The 19,248-nt window shown below is 74.0% G+C and carries 18 protein-coding genes; 15 read left to right on the top strand and 3 right to left on the bottom strand.

Annotated features, from left to right (window positions below):
* The first annotated feature begins 7 nt into the window (after nt 1-7).
* From ACIP98_RS17340 to ACIP98_RS17330, 3 genes are all read left to right on the top strand, one after another.
* Nucleotides 8-1,375 carry an aldehyde dehydrogenase family protein gene (locus ACIP98_RS17340; protein ID WP_401976842.1) on the top strand — a complete coding sequence of 456 codons (1,368 nt, stop codon included), beginning with the start codon at nt 8-10 and terminating at the stop codon, nt 1,373-1,375.
* Between the two features lie 8 nt (nt 1,376-1,383).
* Nucleotides 1,384-2,172 (top strand): 3-oxoacyl-ACP reductase, encoded by a 789-nt coding sequence (locus tag ACIP98_RS17335; RefSeq protein ID WP_401976655.1) that lies wholly within the window; start codon nt 1,384-1,386, stop codon nt 2,170-2,172.
* A gap of 72 nt (nt 2,173-2,244) precedes the next feature.
* Nucleotides 2,245-3,189: a DUF2510 domain-containing protein gene (locus ACIP98_RS17330; RefSeq protein ID WP_319662057.1), complete on the top strand. Its 945-nt coding sequence runs from the start codon at nt 2,245-2,247 to the stop codon at nt 3,187-3,189.
* 76 nt (nt 3,190-3,265) lie between these two features.
* On the opposite strand, the gene ACIP98_RS17325 is transcribed toward ACIP98_RS17330, so the two are convergent.
* Complete coding sequence (locus tag ACIP98_RS17325) at nt 3,266-4,468, bottom strand: amino acid deaminase/aldolase (RefSeq protein ID WP_319662032.1); 1,203 nt, start codon at nt 4,466-4,468, stop codon at nt 3,266-3,268.
* A 148-nt stretch (nt 4,469-4,616) separates the two neighbouring features.
* On the opposite strand from ACIP98_RS17325, the gene ACIP98_RS17320 reads away from it, so the two are divergent.
* Both ACIP98_RS17320 and mycP read left to right on the top strand, forming a co-directional pair.
* A complete protein-coding gene (locus ACIP98_RS17320) occupies nt 4,617-5,636 on the top strand; it encodes a hypothetical protein (RefSeq protein WP_401976652.1) in 1,020 nt (339 codons plus the stop codon).
* The gene (mycP, locus tag ACIP98_RS17315) at nt 5,633-6,844 is read left to right on the top strand and encodes a type VII secretion-associated serine protease mycosin (protein WP_401976650.1); all 1,212 of its coding nucleotides are present in this window, start codon (nt 5,633-5,635) and stop codon (nt 6,842-6,844) included. The genes ACIP98_RS17320 and mycP overlap by 4 nt, the downstream gene beginning before the upstream one ends.
* Here mycP and ACIP98_RS17310 read toward each other — a convergent pair.
* A complete protein-coding gene (locus ACIP98_RS17310) occupies nt 6,810-7,823 on the bottom strand; it encodes a serine hydrolase (RefSeq protein ID WP_401976648.1) in 1,014 nt (337 codons plus the stop codon). The two genes, mycP and ACIP98_RS17310, sit on opposite strands and share 35 nt — an antisense overlap.
* A gap of 95 nt (nt 7,824-7,918) precedes the next feature.
* Here ACIP98_RS17310 and ACIP98_RS17305 point away from each other — a divergent pair, with 95 nt between their 5' ends.
* Complete coding sequence (locus tag ACIP98_RS17305; protein WP_401976647.1) at nt 7,919-8,653, top strand: SseB family protein; 735 nt, start codon at nt 7,919-7,921, stop codon at nt 8,651-8,653.
* Nucleotides 8,654-8,704: 51 nt separating this feature from the next.
* Here the strand turns inward: ACIP98_RS17305 and ACIP98_RS17300 are convergent, their stop codons facing one another.
* Nucleotides 8,705-9,082 (bottom strand): DUF1844 domain-containing protein, encoded by a 378-nt coding sequence (locus tag ACIP98_RS17300; RefSeq protein ID WP_319662037.1) that lies wholly within the window; start codon nt 9,080-9,082, stop codon nt 8,705-8,707.
* Nucleotides 9,083-9,485: 403 nt separating this feature from the next.
* Here ACIP98_RS17300 and infC point away from each other — a divergent pair, with 403 nt between their 5' ends.
* From infC to ACIP98_RS17255, 9 genes are all read left to right on the top strand, one after another.
* A complete protein-coding gene (gene infC / locus ACIP98_RS17295) occupies nt 9,486-10,145 on the top strand; it encodes a translation initiation factor IF-3 (protein ID WP_319662058.1) in 660 nt (219 codons plus the stop codon).
* A gap of 129 nt (nt 10,146-10,274) precedes the next feature.
* Nucleotides 10,275-10,469, top strand: a complete 195-nt coding sequence (gene rpmI, locus ACIP98_RS17290) for a 50S ribosomal protein L35 (RefSeq protein ID WP_319662038.1) — start codon at nt 10,275-10,277, stop codon at nt 10,467-10,469.
* Nucleotides 10,470-10,569: 100 nt separating this feature from the next.
* Nucleotides 10,570-10,953 (top strand): 50S ribosomal protein L20, encoded by a 384-nt coding sequence (gene rplT, locus ACIP98_RS17285; RefSeq protein ID WP_018564305.1) that lies wholly within the window; start codon nt 10,570-10,572, stop codon nt 10,951-10,953.
* A gap of 117 nt (nt 10,954-11,070) precedes the next feature.
* Nucleotides 11,071-11,904 carry a TrmH family RNA methyltransferase gene (locus ACIP98_RS17280; RefSeq protein ID WP_401976646.1) on the top strand — a complete coding sequence of 278 codons (834 nt, stop codon included), beginning with the start codon at nt 11,071-11,073 and terminating at the stop codon, nt 11,902-11,904.
* A gap of 44 nt (nt 11,905-11,948) precedes the next feature.
* Nucleotides 11,949-13,085, top strand: a complete 1,137-nt coding sequence (locus ACIP98_RS17275; protein WP_319662041.1) for an ATP-binding protein — start codon at nt 11,949-11,951, stop codon at nt 13,083-13,085.
* A 134-nt stretch (nt 13,086-13,219) separates the two neighbouring features.
* The gene (gene pheS / locus ACIP98_RS17270) at nt 13,220-14,353 is read left to right on the top strand and encodes a phenylalanine--tRNA ligase subunit alpha (protein WP_319662042.1); all 1,134 of its coding nucleotides are present in this window, start codon (nt 13,220-13,222) and stop codon (nt 14,351-14,353) included.
* Nucleotides 14,353-16,857 (top strand): phenylalanine--tRNA ligase subunit beta, encoded by a 2,505-nt coding sequence (gene pheT, locus ACIP98_RS17265; RefSeq protein WP_401976642.1) that lies wholly within the window; start codon nt 14,353-14,355, stop codon nt 16,855-16,857. Before pheS ends, pheT begins: the two co-directional genes overlap by 1 nt.
* Before the next feature lie 781 nt (nt 16,858-17,638).
* The gene (locus ACIP98_RS17260) at nt 17,639-18,811 is read left to right on the top strand and encodes a PP2C family protein-serine/threonine phosphatase (RefSeq protein WP_401976639.1); all 1,173 of its coding nucleotides are present in this window, start codon (nt 17,639-17,641) and stop codon (nt 18,809-18,811) included.
* A gap of 117 nt (nt 18,812-18,928) precedes the next feature.
* Nucleotides 18,929-19,222 (top strand): hypothetical protein, encoded by a 294-nt coding sequence (locus ACIP98_RS17255; protein ID WP_319665902.1) that lies wholly within the window; start codon nt 18,929-18,931, stop codon nt 19,220-19,222.
* Nucleotides 19,223-19,248: the final 26 nt, after the last annotated feature.

Genomic DNA, 19,248 nt, shown 5'->3' with positions numbered 1-19,248 from the left:
GCCCGATGTGCTGGACGCCCTGGAAGTGCTCAACCCGGCCACCGAGGAGGTGATCGCCACCGTCCCCGCGGCCGGTCCGGGGGACGTGGACGCCGCCGTCGCGCGCGCCGCCCGAGCCCAGACCGGCTGGGCGGCCCTCGCCCCGGCGGACCGGGCCCGGCTGCTGCGCCGCTTCGCCGCAGCGGTCGACGCGCACACCGAAGAACTGGCCGCCCTGGAGGTGCGGGAGGCCGGCCACACGATCGGCAACGCGCGCTGGGAGGCCGGCAACGTCCGCGACCTGCTGGAGTACGCGGCGGGCGGGGTGGAGCGCCTGATGGGGCGGCAGATCCCGGTTCCGGGCGGCATCGACGTCACGTTCCTCGAACCGCTCGGCGTCGTCGGCGTCATCGCGCCCTGGAACTTCCCCCTGCCCATCGCCGCCTGGGGCACCGCCCCGGCGCTCGCGGCGGGCAACGCGGTGATCCTCAAGCCCGCCGAGACCACCCCGCTGACCGCGCTGCGGCTCGCGGAACTCGCCCTGGAGACGGGGCTGCCCGAGCACCTCTTCCAGGTGCTGCCGGGGCAGGGCCCGGTCGCGGGCGCGGCCCTGGTGGAGCACCCGGGCGTCGCGAAGATCGTCTTCACCGGCTCGACCCGGGTCGGCAAGCAGATCATGGCCCGCTGCGCGGACACCCTCAAGCGGGTCACCCTCGAACTCGGCGGCAAGTCGCCCAACATCGTCTTCGCCGACGCCGACCTCGAGAAGGCGGCGGCGACGGCCCCCATGTCCTTCCTCGACAACGCCGGACAGGACTGCTGCGCCCGGACCCGCGTCCTCGTGCAGCGCACGGCGTACGACCGGTTCATGGAACTGCTGGAGCCCGCCGTCCTGGCCGTCGGCGTCGGCGACCCGGCCGACCCCGCGACCGGCATGGGGCCGCTGATCTCCGCCGTGCAGCGCGACCGGGTCCGGGAGTACGTGGCCGAACAGGCGCCCGCGGCGATCCGCGGCACCGCGCCGGAGGGCAAGGGCTTCTGGTACCCGCCGACCGTGCTCACGCCCGCCGGCCCGGGGGAGCGCGTCGCGGTGGAGGAGGTCTTCGGGCCGGTCGCCGTCGTCCTGCCCTTCGAGGACGAGGCCGACGCGCTGCGGCTGGCCAACGCCACCCCGTACGGCCTGTCGGGCTCGATCTGGACCCGTGACGTCGGCCGCGCCCTGCGGCTCGCCCGGGGCACCGCGGCCGGCAACCTGTCGGTCAACTCCCACAGCTCGGTGCGCTACTGGACACCGTTCGGCGGCTTCAAGCAGTCGGGACTCGGGCGCGAGCTCGGCCCCGACGCGCTTGCGGCCTTCACCGAGACCAAGAACGTCTTCATCAGCACGGAGGAGTGATCCCGGCAATGACGCAAGCAGAAGCAGCGGTGTGCCGCCGCCTGGTGGGCCGGACGGCGGTGGTCACCGGCGCCGGCAGCGGCATCGGCCTGGCCGCGGCGCGCCGGCTGGCCTCCGAGGGCGCCCACGTGGTGTGCGGCGACATCGACGAGAGCGCGGGCAAGGCGGCCGCCGAGGAGGTCGGCGGCCTCTTCGTCGAGGTCGACGTCACCGACGCCGGTCAGGTCGAGGCGCTGTTCCAGGCGGCGTACGACACCTACGGCTCGGTCGACGTAGCCTTCAACAACGCGGGCATCTCGCCCCCCGACGACGACTCGATCCTCACCACCGGCATCGACGCCTGGCGCCGTGTGCAGGAGGTCAACCTCACCTCGGTCTACCTGTGCTGCAAGGCGGCACTGCCCTACATGCAGCGGCAGGGCAAGGGCTCGATCATCAACACGGCGAGCTTCGTGGCCGTCATGGGGGCGGCGACCTCGCAGATCTCGTACACCGCCTCCAAGGGCGGCGTGCTCGCGATGTCGCGTGAACTGGGCGTGCAGTTCGCCCGCGAGGGCATCCGGGTCAACGCCCTGTGCCCGGGGCCGGTGAACACCCCGCTGCTGCGGGAGCTGTTCGCCAAGGACCCGGAGCGCGCCGCCCGCCGCCTGGTGCACATCCCCGTCGGGCGCTTCGCCGAGGCGGAGGAGATCGCGGCCGCCGTCGCCTTCCTCGCCAGCGACGACGCGTCGTTCATCACCGGCTCGGAGTTCCTGGTCGACGGAGGCATCGCCGGGGCGTACGTGACCCCTCTGTAGTCGCGTGATCGCTCCGTGACCGGTGGTCTGACGGGAATCTTAAGGTCCTGGCCTTAGGGTGACGCCGTGACCATGACGACCCCGCCCGGCTGGTACCCAGAGCCCGGGCAGACAGGAAACGGCCCGGCACTCGAGCGCTGGTGGGACGGGTCCGACTGGACCGAGTACACCCGCGGCGCTCAGGTGCCCGCCCCGGCGTTCGGCGCCGGGGCGCCGGGCTATCCGCAGTACCCGGCGGGCTTCCCGGCCGCTCCGCGCAAGCGGCGCGGCGCCCTCGTCGCGATCGCCGTCGTCGCCGCGGTCGTGGTGGCCGGCGCGGTGGTCGGCGGCGTCGCCGCCCTGACCCGGGGCAGCGACAGCGGCGCGGACTCCGCCCGGCCCGGCCCCTCGGTCACGGCCCCGGGGCCCGACCGCGGCGGCAACGGCCCGGACGGCGGCTTCGGCGGCGGCCCCGGGGACGGCCCGTCGAACGTGCCCAAGAGCGACCCCGGCTTCGCCCTGGACGCCGTGGACGGCATCAGCCTGCCCGTCCCCGACGGCTGGACGGGCGGCACGAGCCGGTACGGGCTCGCGCAGCTCACCGTGGGCGAGTACACCTGCCCCGGCGACGCCTCGAACACCTGCGTGCGCGGCGGCGTGTTCTCCATGCCCGCCGCGTCCGTGCAGCTGAAGTCCACCACCGCCGAGGCCGCGGCCAAGGAGGACATCGCCGGCAACGCCGAGGAGTCCTACGGCGGCAAGATCTACGGCGGCATCACCTCGCACACGAAACTGCTCTCGCAGAAGGTCACGGTCGCCGGCCGGCAGGGCTACCTGGTGCGCTGGAAGGTCGTCACGAAGAAGGGCGACGACGGCTACGTCCAGTCGCTGGTCTTCCCCTCGCCGTCGGACCCCGCGAAGCTGGTGCTGATCCGCTCCGGCTTCGACATCAACGACAAGGCGCCGAAGCTCGCCGTCATGGACGAGATCGTCCAGGGCATCAAGGCCGCCGGCTCCGGCGGCGGCACGGGCATCTGACCGATCCGCCCGCGGTCCGCGCCCCGCTTCCGTACGTGCCGGCGCCCCAGTGCCGTACGGAAGCGGGCCCGCGACCTCACAGGAAGGTCTTGCCCTCGCCGCGATAGGTCGGGACCGTCGCGACGACCCGGTCGCCCTCCACCAGGCTCAGCGTGTCGAAGCGCTCGCACAGCTCGCCGGCCTTCGCGTGCCGGAACCACACCTTGTCGCCGATCAGCAGATCGTCCGCGGCCGCCCCGATCAGCGGCGTCTGCACCTCGCCGGGTCCCTCCTGCGGGTCGTAGCGCAGTCCCTCCGGCAGGTACGGCACCGGCAGCCGGTCCGCACCGGCCGCGCCAGAGGCCGGGTAGCCGCCGCCGAGCACGGTCACGACGCCGACCCCCGGGCGCCGGACGACCGGCTGGGCGAACAGCGCCGCCGGGCGGCCACGGAACGAGGTGTAGTTGTCGAACAGCCGCGGCACGTACAGCCCGGAACCGGCCGCGATCTCCGTCACCGCGTCCTCGGCCGCCGTGCTCTGCACACTGCCCGTGCCGCCGCCGTTGACGAACTCCAGCCCCGGTACGACCTCGCGCACCGCCCGCACGACCGCGGCCCGGCGCGCCGCCAGCTCCTTGCGGGCCCGCGCCTGCATCAGCCGCACCGCCCGTGAGCGCAGCGGACGTCCCGCGATCGCGTCGCCCACTCCCGCCACGTGCCCCTCGTACGCCATGATCCCGACCAGCCGGAAGCCGGGCCGCCGGGCCACCTCGCCGGCCAGCGCGGCCAGTTGGGCGGGCTGGTGCAGCGGGGAGCGCAGCGCGCCGACGCGGACGCGGCCGCCCAGCATCCGCAGCGCGGTGTCCATCTCCAGGCAGACCCGCACGATCTCAGAACCGCCCGCGCGGGAGGAGTCGATCAGGTCCAGCTGGGCCACGTCGTCCACCATGACCGTGACGGCCGACGCCAGCTTCGGGTCGGAGGCCAGTTCCGCGTAGCCGGCGCGGTCCGCGGAGGGGTAGGCCAGCAGGATGTCGTCGAAGCCCGAGCGGGCCAGCCACACCGACTCCGCCAGCGTGAACGACATGATCCCCGCGAAGCCCTCGCGATCGAGCACCCGCTCCAGCAGCGCCCGGCAGCGCACGGACTTCGACGCCACCCGTATCGGCTTGCCCCCGGCACGTCGTACCAGGTCGGCGGCGTTGGCGTCGAACGCCTCGAGGTCGACGACCGCCACGGGCGCGTCGAGGTCGGCGGTGGCCCGGTCGTAGCGGGCCCGGTCTGCTGCGCGATCAGACATGCGCGCAGCTTGCCAGAATGCCCCTACCGAGCGGTAGGGGCAAGTGATCCTCACTCCCACCGCGCCGGCCCGCCGCGACCAGTAGAGTGACGCCGCAGGTCCAATGCGCGAACAGGCCGTGTCCGAACCGGCCGTGAGGGGGCACCGGGTGAGCACCGGTTTCGACAGCGGGGGCACCACCCCCCGGCCGAGCTGGTCACCGCGCCCGATACCCCCCACCGCCGCCACCTGGCCCCCGCCTGCCGCGGCCGGACCCGTCGGAGCCGCCTATCCCGGCGCCGCCGCGCCGCCGCAGCCCGGCCCATCGCCCCTCGTCGCGTGGTCCGCGCCCGTGCCCCCGGCCGTTCCGCCGCCGCGCCCGCCGGGCGTCCCCGCCCATGCGGCGCAGGCCCGGCCGCGCGCGGCCGCCGCCGCGCTGTGCCTGGTGCTCGGCCTGGGGCTGCTCGGCGGCGCCGCGGCCGGCCTGTGGATCAACCACGAGCCCACCGCACCCGCGCCCACCGCCGCGCAGGTCGGCGCACGGCAGTTCGCGCAGGCCCGCGCCCTGTGGCACAGCACGCCCGTCGACGCCCTCTTCCCGCCCGTGCTGGACGGCCGCGGCGCCGGTCCCGGCGGCGCCGACCGCACCTGGACCCGGATCGGCGTGGCACCGCCGAGCGGCTGCGCGGAGGCCTTCGACCCGCTGCTGGCGAAGGTGCTGCGACCGGCCGGCTGTGTGAAGCTGCTCCGCGCCACCTACACCGACGCCTCGGCCGGCGCGGTCACGACGGTCGGACTCCTGGTCACCTCGGCCGACGCCCCGGCCATGCACCGGCTCCACGACCGCTGGGCCGCCCAGCACCTCGGCTCCCGCGTCGATCTGATGCCCCGTCCGGTGGCCTTCCCCGGCACGGTGTCGGCGGGTTTCGGCGACAAGCAGCGCGCCACGTGGACGGTGGACGTGGCCGCCGACCTGCCCGTGATCGTGTACGCGGTCAGCGGCTTCGCCGACGGCCGCGAGACCGGCGCCCCCCAGCCCGTCGCGTCCGCCGTCGCCGACGGCGCCACCGCGGCCCCCGCGCAGGCCGGCCTCGGCCACGACGCCAAGGCCCTCGCCGACGCCGTCGGAACCCGGGCGCGGCACGCCGCGCGGTCGCTGACGGCGTCCCCGTCGGGAGGCGCCCGATGAGGGCCGGAGCGCTGCGGCGCACGGCCGCCTGCGTGGTGGCGGCCGCCGGACTCGCCTTCGTCCCCGTCGCCCCGGCGCACGCGGACGCGGTACGGGACGCGGACTGGGCACTGGACGCCCTGCACGCGCAGGACGCGTGGCGGACGACGAAGGGCCGCGGGGTCACCGTCGCCGTCCTGGACACGGGTGTGGACGACTCGCACCCCGACCTGACGGGACAGGTGCTGCCCGGCAAGGACCTGATCGGCTTCGGCGACGGCCGCGGGGACAGCGCGTGGGCCCGGCACGGCACCGGGATGGCGGGCATCATCGCAGGCCACGGCCATGGTCCCGACGGCGCGGACGGCGTGATGGGCATCGCCCCGGAAGCCAGGATCCTTCCGGTGCGCGTGATACTGGAGGACAAGGACCCGCAGCGCAAGAAGGCCCGCACCACCCGCGGCGGGGCGCTGTCCGAGGGCATCCGCTGGGCCGCCGACCACGGTGCCGACGTCATCAACCTCTCCCTCGGCGACGACAGCCGCACCGCGCACCCCGAGGCCCAGGAGGACGACGCCATCCAGTACGCCCTGCGCAAGGGCGTGGTGGTGGTGGCCTCCGCGGGCAACGGCGGCGAGCAGGGCAACCGGGCCTCGTACCCGGCCGCCTACCCGGGGGTGATCGCCGTCGCGGCCGTCGACCGCTACGGCACCCGCGCCGCGTTCTCCACCCGGCGCTGGTACGCGGCCGTCTCCGCGCCCGGTGTCGACGTGGTGATCGCCGACCCCAACCGCCGCTACTACGAGGGCTGGGGCACCAGCACCGCTTCCGCCTACGTGTCCGGCACCGCCGCGCTCATCCGCTCCGCCCACCCGAAGCTGAGTCCGGCCCAGGTCAAACGGCTGCTGGAGGACACCGCGCGGGACGCACCGCCCGGCGGGCGCAACGACGCGGTCGGCTACGGGCTGGTGGATCCGGCGGCCGCCCTCGCGGCCGCGGCCCGCCTCGAGCCGGAGGGCCTCACCCCGCGCCCCGCCGCCTACCCGCGGCAGTACTTCGGCCCGGGTCCCGACGCGGCCCGTGCCGCGCCGGTCGCGGACGGGCACACCTTCGGCGACGGGATCGCGGCGGCCTTCGCCGTGGGCGGCGCCGCCCTGCTCGCCCTCGCCGGGGCCCTGTGGCTGCGGCCCCGTCTCACGACGCGGCGGAGCCGCCCGCAGCCTTGGTGAACGCCGCCACCGCCGCCTTGGCGGCGTCCTCGACCAGGGCGATGCCCCCGGCCCGGGTCGCGCTGCCGCGCGAGACGACGGCGACCAGGTAGGTGCGACCGCCCGAGGTGATCCGGCCGATGCTGTTGATGTCCCACAGCGAGGTCGTACTCCGTTGCAGCCAGCCGTTCTTGACCTCGAAGGCGCCGTCGGCCGCGCTCGGCACCCCCCAGTCCTGGCCCGACGAGACCCGGCCCATCAGCCGGCGTATGTAGCCGCGCGAGGACGCGTCCAGTGCTCCGTTCGAGCCGAACACCGCCCGCAGCAGGGTCAGTTGGTCCGCGGCAGTGGTCTGCGTCAGTCCCCACAGCTCTCCGCTGCCGCCGCTCGTCCCGGTCAGTCCCAGACGCTTGTTGGCGGCGTCGAGACCGGCGGCCCGGCCGATGCGGTGCCACAGCTCCAGGGCCGCCGCGTTGTCGCTGTTCTCGATCATGACCTCGGCCCGGGCCCGCTCGTGCGCCGTCAGCGGCCGTCCGGCGTCCTGTGCCTGGAGCAGCAGCGTCGCCAGGATGTCCACCTTGACGATGCTCGCCGTGTCGTATGCCCCCTGGCCGTACACCGCGCTGTTCCCCGACGCTGTTTCCGCGATCGCGACCGAGTACCGCGCGTCGCGGTCACCGGTGACGCCCGCCAGCGCCGTGCGGACCGCCTTGTCGAAGTCCACCCGCGGCTCCCTCTCCAATGCCCCGGACACCACGTCCGCCGCGACGTCCCGCGCCGCCTTCCCCGGCAGCGCGGACACCGGCGCGGCCCGCACGTGCCGCTGTGCCGAGGATATGTACGTCACCGCGAGCAGCGCCGCGGCCGTCAGGACCGCGACGGCCACCACCCCGCGCACCATCCCCTGCGGGCGTCCGCCCCCGGGGTCGGACGGCGTGCGGGAGCGGTCGAGGCGTCCGGCGAGCCGGCGCCGCCACGGCGTGGATGTCTCGGGGGCCATGCCCGGGAAAATTAAGGACCGAACATGCGTGTGCCATGAGAGGGGAATTAAGGACCGGTAACAATCGCCTCTTGCCCTGCGGCTACCCTCGGGGAGTGGCCCTCAAGAACATCCCGGACTCCGGATTCCCCGACGACGACGGCTCCGCCGACCCCCGGCTGGCGGCCGCCCTCGCCGCGTACGGCGCCGACCCGGCGGCGGAGGACGAGGTGCTCGCCGCCCTGCCCGGCGCCCGTGTGCTGGTGCCGGTCGTCGCGCTCCTGGGCGAGGTCGAGGAGGGACCCGGGGGACTGCGCCGGGAGAAGACCAGCGACATGGCCGTGCCCACGATCGAGACCGCCGACGGCCGCCGCGCCCTGCCCGCGTTCACCTCGACCGCGTCGCTGACCCGCTGGCGCGCGGACGCCCGGCCCGTGGCCGTGCCCCTGGGGCAGGCCCTGCAGGCCCTGGCGCACGAGAAGGCCGACACGCTCCTGGTCGACATGGCCGGTCCCGTCCCCTACGCCCTGACGGGCGCCGCGCTGCGGGCCGTCGCCGCCGGCCGCGCCGGCGGGGACCCGCTGGCCGACCCGGCCGTCCGCCAAGCTTTGCGCATGGCCGTCGCCGGTGAGCCCGACGTGCTCCGCGCCCACATGGTGCCCTCCGCCGGCTCGGACGGCACCCTGGGCATCGTGCTGGGCCCCGCCGCCGACGTGCGCGGCGTGGCGCAGCGCGTCTCCGCCGCCCTGGCGGGCGACGAGGTGCTGCGCGGCGCGCTCGTGCGCGGCATCGAACTGGCGCTGTTCCCCGACGGCGCGACGCTGCCGGGCGAACCCCTGTTCACGCGCTGACGGCGCCGCCCCGAGGGGGCCGGCGCCGTCAGGTGGACCGTACGTCCGCTACTAGCCGTGGACGGGCCCGGTGAACTTCTCGCCGGGGCCCTCGCCCGGGGCGTCCGGGACGGTGGAGGCCTCGCGGAACGCGAGCTGCAGGGACTTCAGGCCGTCCCGCAGCGGGGCGGCGTGGTAGGACCCGATCTCGGGGGCACCGGCGGTGATCAGCCCGGCCAGGGCGGTGATCAGCTTGCGCGCCTCGTCGAGGTCCTTGTGCTGGTCGCCCTCCTCCGCGAGGCCGAGGTTCACCGCCGCCGCGCTCATCAGGTGCACCGCGACCGTCGTGATCACCTCGACCGCGGGGACGTCCGCGATGTCGCGGGTCATCGTGTCGAAGTCGGGGCGGTCGGCGGAGGGGGACTCGTGCTGGGAGGTGGCGTCACTCATGCCTCACACGATAGGCCCACGTCGTCCGATTACGGTCTGCGGTCGATCGCTGGTATGCTTGACGATTGACCGGCTGTACACCCCTCCGTCGACGCACGGCCCACGAAGCACCATCCAGTGGAGCCCATGGACGCGGAGGACCGTCAGCCCACAAGTGGAGCTCCGATCTCCCACCTTGCCGGCCCTGGAGGCCGGCGGGTCACCGGTCAGGTGACGCGTCCTCGACGAGGACGCGGTGCCCGACGCGCCCCGCGGGGAATACCGCGGCGGTGCTCCCGGTTGTGAGGAGCCCGCCTGTGACCCGTTAGGGGCGTTTTTTGCGCCCTCTTCCGGGCGGAACCAACGACACAGATGTTACGCGGCTGTCGGCCAGTCAGTCGCGTGGTGCTACCGAGGAGGCCCCATCAGCGCCGAGCCCCGCATCAACGACCGGATTCGCGTCCCCGAGGTGCGACTCGTCGGTCCCAGTGGCGAGCAGGTCGGCATCGTGCCGCTTGCCAAGGCACTGGAGCTTGCGCAGGAGTACGACCTCGACCTGGTCGAGGTGGCGGCGAACGCACGCCCGCCGGTCTGCAAGCTCATGGACTACGGCAAGTTCAAATACGAGTCGGCCATGAAGGCCCGTGAGGCGCGCAAGAACCAGGCGCACACGGTCATCAAGGAGATGAAGCTCCGGCCGAAGATCGATCCGCACGACTACGACACCAAAAAGGGTCACGTCGTCCGGTTCCTCAAGCAGGGCGACAAGGTCAAGATCACGATCATGTTCCGCGGTCGTGAGCAGTCGCGCCCGGAACTGGGCTTCCGACTGCTGCAGCGGCTCGCGGACGACGTCCAGGACCTGGGCTTCGTGGAGTCCTCGCCCAAGCAGGACGGCCGCAACATGATCATGGTCCTCGGTCCGCACAAGAAGAAGACCGAGGCGATGGCCGAGGCCCGCGAGGCGCAGGCCGCCCGCAAGGCCGGTCGCCTGCCGGGCAACCCGGACGACGAGTTCGACCCCGACGACGAGCACGGTGAGCAGCAGGAGCACCAGCAGGACGCTCCCGCCGACGCCAACTGACGCCACCGGACCGGTGTCCGGCGGCGATGCCAGGGCCCGGAGCACCGCTCCGGGCAAGGAATGAAGGACTGACGCTCTCCGTCCGCCCCCGGGCGGGCGGGAGGGCCAGCGACGAGGAGACTACGGCGCATGCCGAAGAACAAGACCCACAGCGGTGCGAGCAAGCGATTCAAGATCACCGGCTCCGGCAAGGTGATCCGCGAGCGCGCCGGCAAGCGCCACCTGCTTGAGCACAAGCCGTCATCGAAGACCCGCGCCCTGACCGGCACGGTCGTCCTGGCCAAGCCCGACGCCAAGAAGATCAAGAAGCTTCTCGGCAAGTGACGGCCCGCCCCCTTCGACCAGGGGGCGCGCTGCTGGACCGGGACCCATTCGCTTTCGGACCGTGTGACGACTTCCGCGGTCCCTCAAAAGGAGTTATCAAGTGGCACGCGTCAAGCGGGCAGTCAACGCCCAGAAGAAGCGCCGGGCGATCCTCGAGCAGGCCAGCGGTTACCGCGGCCAGCGTTCCCGCCTGTACCGCAAGGCGAAGGAGCAGGTCACCCACTCCCTCGTCTACAACTACAACGACCGCAAGAAGCGCAAGGGCGACTTCCGTCAGCTGTGGATCCAGCGCATCAACGCCGCTGCCCGCGCCAACGGCATCACCTACAACCGCTTCATCCAGGGTCTGAAGGCCGCCAACGTCGAGGTGGACCGCAAGATCCTCGCGGAGCTGGCCGTCAACGACGCCAACGCGTTCGCCGCGCTGGTCGAGGTGGCCCAGAAGGCCCTGCCGAGCGACGTCAACGCCCCGAAGGCGGCCTGACCCCACGCTCTTCCGGACCCGCAGGCCGCGTGCCTGCGGGTCCGAGGTGTGTTCCGGGCCGGCGTCGCCGTCCGCCCCCGCAAGCCCGCCAGACCCGACCGAAGTGAGTGCACCCCCATGGCCGGCCCCGAGCTGACATCCCTGCGATCCCCGCGTGTCGTCGCGGCCCGCCGCCTCGCCAAGCGCAGCTTCCGCGGCAAGGAGCGCCGCTTCCTGGCCGAGGGGCCGCAGGCCGTGCGCGAGGCCATGGCCCACCTCGTCGAGGTCTACGTCACCCTCGAGGCCGCGGAGCGGCACGCCGGCATCGTCGCCGCCGCCCGGGCCGCCGGCGTGCCGGTGTTCACCGCGACCGACGAGGTCGTCGCCGAGATGTCGGACACCGTCACCCCGCAGGGCGTCGTCGGCCTCTGCCGCTTCCTGGACACCCCGTTCGAGGAGATCCTGCGTGCCCGGCCGCGGCTGGTCGCCGTGCTCGCCCATGTGCGCGACCCCGGCAACGCGGGCACCGTGCTGCGCTGCGCCGACGCGGCCGGGGCCGACGCGGTCGTGCTGACCGACGCCTCGGTGGACCTCTACAACCCCAAGGCCGTGCGCGCCTCCGTCGGGAGCCTGTTCCATCTGCCCGTGGCGGTCGGCGTCCCCATGGAGACGGTGGTCGGCGGACTGCGCGGGGCCGGTGTGCGGCTGCTGGCCGCCGACGGCGCGGGGGAGCGCGACCTCGACACCGAGCTGGACGAGGGCACGATGGGCGGCCCCACCGCCTGGATCTTCGGCAACGAGGCGTGGGGCCTGCCGGAGGAGACCCGCGCACTCGCGGACGAGGTGGTGCGCGTCCCCATCCACGGCCGCGCCGAGAGCCTCAACCTCGCGACGGCCGCCGCCGTGTGCCTCTACGCCTCCGCCCGGGCGCAGCGTGCTCCCGGAGGGTGCCGCACGGTGACGATGAGCTAGTAGGGTGGCGCCCCGGGGACCGCCCTGGAGAGGGGGTTGCGGGGATGGACGTCAGGACCACCGACGGAACCGAGCCGCGCGCGCGGCCGGCCTGGACCGCAGTCCTGACCGAGTTCGGCATCACGACCGACGAACTGCCCGACGGCCTCGTCGTCGCCGACGAGCGCGGCCTGGTGGTCTGTTTCAACGCCGCCGCCGCCCGCATCACCGCGCTCGACCCCGCCCGGGTGCTCGGCCTCCCCATCGAGCAGGCGCTGCCCCTGGAGGACCTGGACGGCCGCCGCTGGTGGCAGCTCACCCAGCCGTACGGGGGACTGGCCACCCGCACCGGACAGCCCGAGCGCAACCTGCTGCTGCCCGGCGGCCGCGAGGTGCTGGTCTCCGCCCGCTACGTCCGCGACCACCCCACAGGACCGGTGCGCCGGCTGGTCGTCGCGCTGCGCGGCACCGAGGCCCGGCGGCGCACCGAGCGCAGCCACGCCGAACTGATCGCCACCGTCGCGCACGAACTGCGCTCCCCGCTCACCTCGGTCAAAGGGTTCACCGCCACCCTGCTCGCGAAGTGGGAACGGTTCACCGAGGACCAGAAGAAACTGATGCTGGAGACCGTCGACGCCGACGCCAACCGCGTCACCCGGCTGATCGCCGAGCTGCTCGACATCTCCCGTATCGACTCCGGCCGGCTGGAGGTGCGCCGGCAGCGGGTCGACATGGTCGCCGCGATCCGGCGCCATGTGGACGCGCTCGTCGCCGCCGGGGAGTCGTCCGACCGCTTCCTCGTCCGGGTGGCCGAACCACTCCCGGAACTGTGGGCCGACCCCGACAAGGTCGACCAGATCCTCGGCAACCTGCTGGAAAACGCCGTGCGCCACGGCGAGGGTACTGTCACCATTGACGTATCCGCGGCTCCCCGTCCGGCGGACTCCTCCCGCGAGCGGGACCAGGCCGGCACGGCGGTGTCCGTCAGCGACGAGGGGCCAGGCATCCCGGAGGAATCCATGAACCGCGTCTTCACCCGCTTCTGGCGGGGCAGCAAGCGCGGCGGCACGGGCCTGGGGCTGTACATCGTCAAGGGCATCGTCGAGGCCCACGGCGGCACCATCATCGTGGGCCGCGCGCCCGGCAAGGGCGCCCAGTTCCGATTTATCCTGCCCGTCGGGGCGCCGGCCTTCATGGCCTGAGCGAGCGTGGTATTCCACCGGCCCCGACGGGCGTGACCAGCCTTTCCCCGTGGCCCCGATAGACTCGACCCTTGGCATTCAGCGGTCGGGCAGGCAGGTCGGCCACGCCATCACCCACATCGGAACGGGAAGAAATGTCGGCACCGAACAAGTCGTACGACCCTGTCGAGGTCGAGGCACTGAAACCGGAACAGATCGAGCGCCGGCGTGACGAGGCGCTCGCCGCGATCGCCGAAGCCGCAGACCTCGACGCGCTGCGCGAGGTCAAGGTGGCGCACACCGGGGACCGCTCGCCGCTCGCCCTGGCCAACCGTGAGATCGGCGCGCTGCCGCCGCACGCCAAGGCGGAGGCCGGCAAGCGCGTCGGCCAGGCCCGCGGTGCGGTCAACCAGGCGCTCAAGGCCCGCCAGGAGGTGCTGGAGAACGAGCGCGACGAGCGCGTGCTGGTCGAGGAGGCGGTGGACGTCACGCTGCCCTACGACCGCACCCCGCGCGGCGCCCGGCACCCGCTGACCACCCTCTCCGAGCGGATCGAGGACATCTTCGTGGCCATGGGCTACGAGGTGGCCGAGGGCCCCGAGGTCGAGACCGAGTGGTTCAACTTCGACGCCCTGAACATCTGGGCGGACCACCCGGCCCGGACGATGCAGGACACCTTCTTCGTCGAGGGCGACAAGCCGGCCGGGTCCGACCCGCAGGAGAGCGGTGTCGTGCTGCGCACGCACACCTCCCCGGTGCAGATCCGCTCGCTGCTCGGCCGTGAGGCGCCGGTCTACGTGATCTGCCCCGGCCGGGTGTACCGCTCCGACGAGCTCGACGCGACGCACACCCCGGTCTTCAACCAGGTCGAGCTGCTCGCCGTCGACGAGGGCCTGACCATGGCCGACCTCAAGGGCACCCTCGACCACATGGTGCAGTCGCTGTTCGGCGCGGACATCACGACCCGGCTCCGCCCGAACTACTTCCCCTTCACCGAGCCGTCCGCCGAGATGGACATGGTCTGCTACGTCTGCCGCGGCGAGTCCGTCGGCAACCCGGACCGGCCCTGCCGCACCTGCGGCAGCGAGGGCTGGATCGAGCTCGGCGGCTGCGGCATGGTCAACCCGCGGGTGCTCACCGCCTGCGGCGTCGACCCGCAGAAGTACAGCGGCTTCGCCTTCGGCTTCGGCATCGAGCGCATGCTGATGTTCCGTCACAACGTCGAGGACATGCGAGACATCGTCGAGGGTGACGTGCGCTTCACCCTTCCGTTCGGGATGGAGATCTGATGCGGGTCCCGCTTTCTTGGCTGCGGGAGTACGTCGACCTGCCCGCCGGCGAGTCCGGCCGCGACGTCCAGGCCAAGCTCATTTCCGCCGGCCTCGAGGTCGAGACCGTCGAGCAGCTCGGCGCCGGGCTCAAGGGCCCGCTGGTGGTCGGCAAGGTGCTCACCATCGAGGAGCTGACCGGTTTCAAGAAGCCGATCCGCTTCTGCACCGTCGACGTCGGCATCGCCAACGGCACCGGCGAGCCGCAGGAGATCGTCTGCGGCGCGAGCAACTTCGCCGTCGGCGACAAGGTCGTCGTCATCCTCCCCGGCGGCGTGCTGCCCGGGAACTTCGAGATCTCCGCGCGCAAGACCTACGGCCGCACGTCGCACGGCATGATCTGCTCGGGTGCCGAGCTGGGCATGGGGGACGACGGCTCGCACGGCATCATCGTGCTGCCGCCGGAGCACGAGGCCGGCACCGACGCGATCGAGCTGCTGGAGCTCGTCGACGAGGTGCTGGACATCGCGGTCACCCCCGACCGCGGCTACTGCCTGTCGATGCGCGGCGTCGCCCGTGAGGCGGCCATCGCCTACGGCCTGCCGCTGCGTGACCCGGCGCTGCTCGACGTGCCCGGCCCCAACGCGCACGGCTACGAGGTGCGGATCGCCGACCCCGCCGGCTGCGACCGCTTCACCGCGCGCACCGTCACCGGGCTGGACCCGGAGGCCGCTTCGCCGGTGTGGCTCCAGCGCCGCCTGCAGAAGGCCGGCATGCGGCCGATCTCGCTCGCGGTCGACGTCACCAACTACGTGATGCTGGAGCTGGGCCAGCCCCTGCACGCGTACGACCGGCACCGCGTCGAGGGCGCGATCGGCGTGCGCCGGGCGCAGCCCGGCGAGAAGCTGACGACGCTCGACGGCCAGGTCCGGGTGCTGGACCCCGAGGACCTGGTCATCACCGACAACCGCGGGCCGATCGGCCTGGCCGGTGTCATGGGCGGCGCCAACACCGAGATCGACGAGACCGGCGCCACGACGACGGACGTCGTCATCGAGGCCGCGCACTTCGACCCGGTCGCCATCGCCCGTACCGCGCGCCGCCACAAGCTGTCCTCCGAGGCGTCCAAGCGCTTCGAGCGCGGTGTGGACCCGCAGGCCGCGTCCGCCGCGGCGCAGCGCACGGTCGATCTGCTGGTGCTGCTCGCGGGCGGCACCGCCGAGGCCGGCGTCACCGAGATCACCGCGCCCTCCGCCCCGCACACCATCAGCATCCCGGCCGACCACCCGGACAAGGTGGCGGGCATGGAGTACGGCCGCGAGACCGTCGTGCGCCGGCTGCAGCAGGTCGGCTGCGACGTGTACGGGTCCGACGAGCTGATCGTCACCGTGCCGTCCTGGCGTCCCGACCTGCGCGACCCCAACGACCTCGCCGAGGAGGTCATCCGGCTGGAGGGCTACGAGAACCTGCCCTCCACGCTGCCGCACCTGCCGTCCGGCCGCGGGCTGACCGAGTCGCAGAAGCTGCGCCGCCGGGTCGGCCGTGCGCTGGCCGGCGCGGGCTACGTCGAGGTGCAGAACTACCCGTTCCTGGGTGAGGGCGTCTTCGACCAGCTCGGCCTGGACGCGGACGACCCGCGCCGCATCACGGTGCGGCTCGCCAACCCGCTGTCGGACGAGGAGCCCGCGCTCCGCACGACCATGCTCCCCGGCCTGCTCGGCGCGCTGCGCCGCAACGTGGGGCGCGGCGCGCACGACCTCGCGCTCTTCGAGACCGGTCTGGTCTTCCGCCCCAGCGGCGAGGAGCCCGCGCCGCCGCGGCTGCCGGTCGACCGGCGTCCCACCGACGCCGAGATCGCCGCGCTCGACGCCGCCCTCCCGCGGCAGCCCCGCCGGGTGGCCGTCGTCCTGTCGGGCGCGCGCGAGCAGTCCGGCTGGTGGGGCCAGGGCCGTCCCGCGACCTGGGCCGACGCCGTCGAGGCCGGGCGGGTCGTCTCCCGCGAGGCCGGGGTCGAGCTGATCGTCCGCCAGGACCGGCACGCCCCGTTCCACCCGGGCCGCTGCGCGGCGCTGCTGGCCGTCGTGGACGGCGAGGAAGTGCTCGTCGGCAACGCGGGCGAGCTGCACCCCCGGGTCATCAAGGCGATGCACCTGCCCGAGGGGACCGCCGCCATGGAGCTGGACCTGGACCGCCTGGAGCGCGCCTCGGCGGGCGTCGTGGCGGCCCCCACGGTGTCCACCTTCCCGGTGGCCACCCAGGACGTCGCGCTCGTCGTGGACGCCTCGGTCCCGGCGGCCGAGGTCGAGACCGCCCTGCGGTCCGGCGCCGGCGGGCTCCTGGAGGCGCTGCGGCTGTTCGACGTCTTCACCGGGGACCAGATCGGTGCGGGCAAGAAGTCGCTCGCGTACTCGCTGCGCTTCCGTGCCCCCGACCGCACGCTGACCGCGGAGGAGGCCTCCGCGGCCCGCGACGCCGCGGTCGCCGTCGCGGCCGAGCGCACCGGCGCCACCCTGCGCGGCGCGTAGGCCCGACACCGCCGCCCGGCCCCGCGCGGGGCGCCCCCGGACCCCCGGAGGCGCCCCGCGCGCGCATGCGCGCGCCCTGCGGTCCGGCGCCCGGTCGCGGAGCCGTCGCACGTCGACCGCGGCCGTGCGCACCCCGGGGCCACCCCACCCCGCGTGCCGCGCATGACCCGGCCGCCCGTGCGGTGCGTCTGCTCGGACGTTTCGGTGGAGCGTTCGGTTCTCGTGCCGGGACGGCAGGGGCTCAGGCAGGCACCTGGTTCGTGGGGGACGACCCGGGGATCGCCGCACTGCGGCTGGGCCTGGACCTGGGCATGACGCCGGTGGACACGGCGGAGACGCGCGGCGGGCGTCGCCGCCTTCGTGCCGCGGAACGCGCCGCTCGCGGCGTGCTGCGCGAGGCGACGCCGCCGCGGTCGCCGAGGCGCCCCGGCGACGGGCCCCCGAGTGCGTCGCCCGAGCGCGTACGCGCCGTACTCGCCGCGCCTTCGCGCCCGCGACCGCGGAGGAGGCCGCCCGCCGCCCCTGACGTCCCGTCGCCGTCGCGGCCGGCGGCGACGGGGGGCGCGCCGCGCGTGAATGCGGGCGTATACGGGCGGGATGGGGCACATGGGGCGGGGGCGATCACTCCAATACCCCCGATCCAGCCACATAAGGGTCACGTCGCACGATCGGGTGAACTGGCCGGAGAGGGGGTGGAACCCGGCCGGCCGGTCGACAGAATCGTGGGCGAACCAGCCCCGCTCGACGCGGGAGCGACGGCTGCGAGGGGGAGCCCGGCGGCATGATCGGACCCAGGGTGGCCATGGCGATGACGGGCCGGGTGCGGGGGTGGCTGTTACTGGCGTGGCCCGGTGCGTGGGTGGCCGCCGTGCTGGGGCTGGCGTGCGGGGTGCCCGGTGGTGACGAGTGGATCCCCGGTGTCGCGGCGGCGCCCGCCCTCGCCTGCGCCGGCACGGGGCGGCGGCGCTGCGTCGCGGTGCACGGCGGGCTGGCGGTGGCCGCGCTCTTCGTACCGGGAGCGGGCCGGCCGCGGCCCGGCGCCGCGGTGGCGGTGGTCGCCGTGCTGGCGGCCTGCTTCTGGCTGGCCGACCGCAGGAGCAGGCTGGCCGCCGAACTGAGCCGAGCCCGCGAGGTCGCCGTGGCCACCCAGCGGGTGCTGCTGCGCCCGCTCCCGCCGCGGGTGAGCGGCCTCACCGTCGCCGCCGATCATGTGTCGGCCAGCCGGGGCGCCGACGTCGGCGGCGACCTGTACGAGGTGCTGGCCACGCCCTACGGGGTGCGCGCGGTCATCGGCGACGTACGCGGTCACGGCCTGGAGGCCGTCGGTACGGTCGCGGCGCTGCTCGGTACCTTCCGCGAGGCCGCGTACGACGAGCCGGAACTCGGCGGGCTGCTGGCGCGGATGGACCGGGCGCTCGCCCGGCACGTGCGGGAACGCCCGTTCGCCGCCGAGGAGTTCGTCACCCTGATGCTGCTCCAGCTCGACGAGGACGGCCAGGTGGACGTCCTGAACTGCGGCCATCCCGGACCGTACCGGCTGTCCACGGACCGCCCCGGCAGGGTCGTGGCGGTTCCGCTGGAGGCGGGGGAGCCCCTGCCGCCCCTGGGCCTGGTGGACGCGGCCGCCGGGGCGAAGCCCGTGCGCTGCGGTCAACTGCGGCCCGGGCAGGCGCTGTTCCTGCACACCGACGGCGTGGCGGACGCCCGGGACGCGGACGGCGCGTTCTTCCCGCTGACGGCCGCGCTGGAGGGGGCAGCACGTGCCGCGGCCGGGCACACGCTGTGCGCGCGGGCCCTGGTGGACGCCGTGCGCGCCGCCTACATGCGGCACACCCGCGGCCGTCCCACCGACGACATGGCCCTGCTCGTCCTGCACCGGGACGCCCCGCGCGTGCCCGTACAGGCGTCCGGCGCCCGGACCGTGACCCGGCGTTCCGGAGTGCCGCGCGTCTGATCATGCTCATCCTTGGTACACCTTGGTCGATCCGTGAGCGAAACGCTCATTGCCCGCCTCGTGCGCCGTTGTCGCACGAGGAGCGTCACCCGAGGAGAACCGAGCAGAGGGGCAGGCATGGCACCACCGACCGCCACCGACGTCGCGCTGTCCGCGCCCGCGGGAGAACTCATCGCCGTCGTCGGCCCGCCCGGCCCGCAGCGCTCCGCGCTCCAGCACGCGCTCAACGACGCGCCCTGGCACCGGGGTCCCGCCGTGACGACCACCGTCATCAGCGACGGCGCCTGGAGCGAGCTGCGCCGGGTCGCCGCGGCGGGCATCACCGTGGTCGCCGCGTGCGACGCGACGGTCGCCGCCGAGGCCAACGCCCACCGCGTCGTACTGCTCCCGGATCCGGACGGGGTGGCGTGACGGACGCCTCCGTACCGGGCTGACGC

The organism is Streptomyces sp. NPDC088354, from assembly GCF_044753585.1.
Lineage (GTDB): Bacteria > Actinomycetota > Actinomycetes > Streptomycetales > Streptomycetaceae > Actinacidiphila.
Note: the sequence above shows the minus strand (reverse complement) of the source record. Positions and strands in the feature narration are given on the sequence as shown.

Excerpts from the sequence above, each read along its gene's own strand:
- ACIP98_RS17330 (WP_319662057.1), top strand. The coding sequence starts at position 2,245 with ATGACGACCCCGCCCGGCTGGTACCCAGAGCCCGGGCAGACAGGAAAC.
- ACIP98_RS17275 (WP_319662041.1), top strand. The coding sequence starts at position 11,949 with ATGGACGTCAGGACCACCGACGGAACCGAGCCGCGCGCGCGGCCGGCC.
- ACIP98_RS17335 (WP_401976655.1), top strand. The coding sequence starts at position 1,384 with ATGACGCAAGCAGAAGCAGCGGTGTGCCGCCGCCTGGTGGGCCGGACG.
- mycP (WP_401976650.1), top strand. The coding sequence starts at position 5,633 with ATGAGGGCCGGAGCGCTGCGGCGCACGGCCGCCTGCGTGGTGGCGGCC.
- rpmI (WP_319662038.1), top strand. The coding sequence starts at position 10,275 with ATGCCGAAGAACAAGACCCACAGCGGTGCGAGCAAGCGATTCAAGATC.
- ACIP98_RS17255 (WP_319665902.1), top strand. The coding sequence starts at position 18,929 with ATGGCACCACCGACCGCCACCGACGTCGCGCTGTCCGCGCCCGCGGGA.
- ACIP98_RS17325 (WP_319662032.1), bottom strand. The coding sequence starts at position 4,468 with ATGTCTGATCGCGCAGCAGACCGGGCCCGCTACGACCGGGCCACCGCC.
- pheT (WP_401976642.1), top strand. The coding sequence starts at position 14,353 with ATGCGGGTCCCGCTTTCTTGGCTGCGGGAGTACGTCGACCTGCCCGCC.
- ACIP98_RS17300 (WP_319662037.1), bottom strand. The coding sequence starts at position 9,082 with ATGAGTGACGCCACCTCCCAGCACGAGTCCCCCTCCGCCGACCGCCCC.
- pheS (WP_319662042.1), top strand. The coding sequence starts at position 13,220 with ATGTCGGCACCGAACAAGTCGTACGACCCTGTCGAGGTCGAGGCACTG.
- ACIP98_RS17280 (WP_401976646.1), top strand. The coding sequence starts at position 11,071 with ATGGCCGGCCCCGAGCTGACATCCCTGCGATCCCCGCGTGTCGTCGCG.
- ACIP98_RS17310 (WP_401976648.1), bottom strand. The coding sequence starts at position 7,823 with ATGGCCCCCGAGACATCCACGCCGTGGCGGCGCCGGCTCGCCGGACGC.
- ACIP98_RS17260 (WP_401976639.1), top strand. The coding sequence starts at position 17,639 with ATGATCGGACCCAGGGTGGCCATGGCGATGACGGGCCGGGTGCGGGGG.